Origin of the sequence: Propionivibrio sp., assembly GCF_049316945.1 — a bacterium.
Lineage (GTDB): Bacteria > Pseudomonadota > Gammaproteobacteria > Burkholderiales > Rhodocyclaceae > Propionivibrio.
Genome location: NZ_JBMOJE010000288.1, coordinates 1 through 2,875 on the forward strand (window position 1 = coordinate 1; position 2,875 = coordinate 2,875).

Sequence of the window (2,875 nt, forward strand, 5' to 3'; positions counted from 1 at the left end):
AGCCGCTGCGGTGGTAAAGATTTGGATGGCTCATCGTTATCCTATTTTATCCAATGAAAATAATTATTCCATATAGATAATTACTTGTAAAGATGAGCTTACCACTTCAAAAGTGTCGGTGGCATGATGCGCCTACCGCTCAATCACCTCTGTCATGCCGTACCACCGACAAAAACTCAGTAAGGGCTTGTACGCCCAACCCCGCGAAATCTTGAGAAGTGCGTAGACCCAGCGGAAGCGAAGCTGCAATTCGACGACTTTTCACATGTGCCACAGCAAGAGGCTCAGCGCGGCACCTTAACTTCCCCAGAGCGAATACCCATCGCCAGCCGCTCAAGCACCTTGGCGTAGCGGTACAGCCCAAGGTAGGTGACACAAAGTTTGTCTATCTCACCCTCACCAGAAATCTCCATCAGTCGATGAAACAGCGGCATGTATGGTGCCATATTGGTCAACAGCATCAAATTGTCGTTGCCGCCCGTTTGCGTGAACTGGTTGACCTTGTCATCCAGCAATTTGGCGATTGCCAGTTGTTCTCCGTCAGGACTAGGCGTACCTTGCGGTGCCGAGGGTGTCAGGTCCATGCGGTCTTTGGTCAGATCAAGGTACTCCAATTTTTCACGGCACACCCATGACAATATTTGCCCAGGTGGATACGGATGTTCCTGAAATTCTCTCAACGCTTTTTGGTACTGAACATCGTTGGTGGTTGAGCCTTGAATACGGGCCCAGTTGTCTTTCAGAACTGTCAAATTTTTCTGACCAATGTCGGAGCGAAAGGCTGTCACGCCTTGGTCCGGCATGACCGCCAAAAAGAAGTATTCACTGCGGTCGATCATCTTGGCCAGAACGGCCCGCACCAGAGGGTTGCTGGGATTGAGCAGGACGTTGTAGGTGGCGAAACCGTAGAACTCAAAGGCAAAATGCACCACCTCAAAATCAGCATTGCCCAGTAAGGTGTGGCCGAAATTAAAGCCAGGATCCATAACGTCTTGCGGTATGGCCTTGGGTGGCCTGAGCGCCAACAAGCCAAGGGTCTGTTGGCGCTCTTCAACCATGCCAAGCGCAAAGCACGGTGCCTTTGCCCCCAGGAAGTCGTTAACAAACTGGCGGTTGGTAGTCAGTTTTGGGAGTAGGCGATGGACACTCATGAGGTGAGTTTAAACAAACGACACCAAAGTCCCACAGAGTTTCTAGCCATGATGCCCAGTTCAATGCGCGTGGCCGACTTGCCTGAGGCGGTTTCTTCTAAATGGTGGTTCAGCCTGAGTGCATCTCACTGTAGATCCAGGTTCTGGTCATTGGTCGAAACGCGGGCGTATCCAATGCACTTACGCATACGTTTAGCTAACCTTGATTTATAGATAAGTTGGTTTACACATTTGAGCCAAAAATTGGGCTTTTTTAGCTAATTTTTCAAGTGTCAATCAACCTTGGACTTTGAACAAAATGAACCGTCGGTTCGCTGATCTTTTGTAACACATTGATTTATATAGGTATATTTTTTTTGGTTTTGTCAATGTCTGAAAATTGGCCTGTTGTAACCCATTGATTTCAAATACATTTTTAAAAACAAGCGAATCAATCGTCATTTTGTTCAAAGTCCAAAATGGTGTGTTGTATGCCCTGAGCTTAGCTGACGGTGCGCTCAAATGGAGGCTTGATGACAGCCGTGAGTGGCAGTACATCCGCCAGATGTATGTGTCTGGGCAAGTGCTGGTGGCCGGCACCTACACCGAGTTGCTCTATGGCATTGCCGTGGACAGCGGCAAGATTCTGTGGAAATTCAAGGCGGGTAACTTCATCAATTCGCACCATGTGGCGGGTGGCAGCGCCTACCTGTGGTCTCCTACCGGCTCGATATGCCATTGACGTGATGACGGGCAATGTGCGCTGGCGCCACCAGACCACACGCTACGGCAACAGCGCAGCCAACTGGGGGCCGATGATGGCTGAGTTGGTAAGCTTTGAGAACAAGTTGTTTTGCCTGGACATGAACCAAGTGCTGCATGTGCTGGATGTCGCCAGCGGCCAGGAATTGGAGCGAATCGCCTTTGCCCACGATTTGCGGCCCACCATACTGGCTCTACCCGGCCAGCAGGCGGTGCTGGCTGGTGGTAAGGGTGAGGTGCAGTTGGTGCAGTGGTGAGCCCACTGAAGACGTGTGGCAGCGATCTTGCCAGGTTGGTCATGACCGTCTTGGTGTTGATCGATTGACAATTGTCAAAGAAACTTTGATGCCGCTGATTTAGGTCAAGCGACGGGGCGCGTCGAGGTGTTCTTTTCGTTTAGCATCAGCCTCTATAGTTTTTGATCAGATATATATAGGAGACAGCTATGTTGAAGTCTTTCCAGCGTATCGTTTTTCTTAGGGTGGTGGTGACAGGGTTGTCGGGTTTTTTGATGCCCCTGACGTAGAGGAAAATAAAGTTGGCACAAACGTGTCGATAAAAGTGGAACTATTCAACTTTTGCTACCTCTAATTGCAACAAAACACATATGAAACAATGGGTTAAATCAATTGCAAAATAAATGTGGCACAAACCGCAGGACTCGGTTCAGTTCCTGGGTCAGATTGGGGTTGCATAACCAGGGGTGGGCAGCAAATTGCGGCTACCTGCGGTTTGGATTGTGCGGGACGCGGTCGTAGCGGTTGGGAATGCCGTCGCCGTCAACATCGCGGTCCCATTTGTTTCTTACACCATCTCGATCAAAATCACCGTAAGGACCATAAAGGCGCGATTGACGCCACTGATTGCGCGGTCCACCCGAATCGTAGACATTGGCGATGCCATCGCGGTCGCCGTAAGGGCTGCGGCGTTGCCAATGCTGCCCGTCATGGCGCCTATGGTGGTCGGGTGCAGGCATATAGATT

At 50.2% G+C, this 2,875-nt stretch carries 4 protein-coding genes; 2 read left to right on the top strand and 2 right to left on the bottom strand.

The window, feature by feature from the left end; all coding sequences use genetic code 11:
• Window positions 1–284: 284 nt before the first annotated feature.
• The gene (locus ACOYNV_RS27080) at window positions 285–1,151 is read right to left on the bottom strand and encodes a hypothetical protein (RefSeq protein ID WP_422902924.1); all 867 of its coding nucleotides are present in this window, start codon (window positions 1,149–1,151) and stop codon (window positions 285–287) included.
• Window positions 1,152–1,593: 442 nt separating this feature from the next.
• Here ACOYNV_RS27080 and ACOYNV_RS27085 point away from each other — a divergent pair, with 442 nt between their 5' ends.
• Both ACOYNV_RS27085 and ACOYNV_RS27090 read left to right on the top strand, forming a co-directional pair.
• The gene (locus tag ACOYNV_RS27085) at window positions 1,594–1,872 is read left to right on the top strand and encodes a PQQ-binding-like beta-propeller repeat protein (RefSeq protein ID WP_422902925.1); all 279 of its coding nucleotides are present in this window, start codon (window positions 1,594–1,596) and stop codon (window positions 1,870–1,872) included.
• 1 nt (window position 1,873) lies between these two features.
• The gene (locus ACOYNV_RS27090; RefSeq protein ID WP_422902926.1) at window positions 1,874–2,149 is read left to right on the top strand and encodes a hypothetical protein; all 276 of its coding nucleotides are present in this window, start codon (window positions 1,874–1,876) and stop codon (window positions 2,147–2,149) included.
• 464 nt (window positions 2,150–2,613) lie between these two features.
• Here the strand turns inward: ACOYNV_RS27090 and ACOYNV_RS27095 are convergent.
• A partial coding sequence (locus ACOYNV_RS27095) for a thrombospondin type 3 repeat-containing protein (protein WP_422902927.1) occupies window positions 2,614–2,875 on the bottom strand: 262 nt, incomplete at its 5' end.

Bases quoted from the DNA above. Each gene is read 5' to 3' on its own strand.
- ACOYNV_RS27080 (WP_422902924.1), bottom strand. From the start codon at position 1,151: ATGAGTGTCCATCGCCTACTCCCAAAACTGACTACCAACCGCCAGTTT.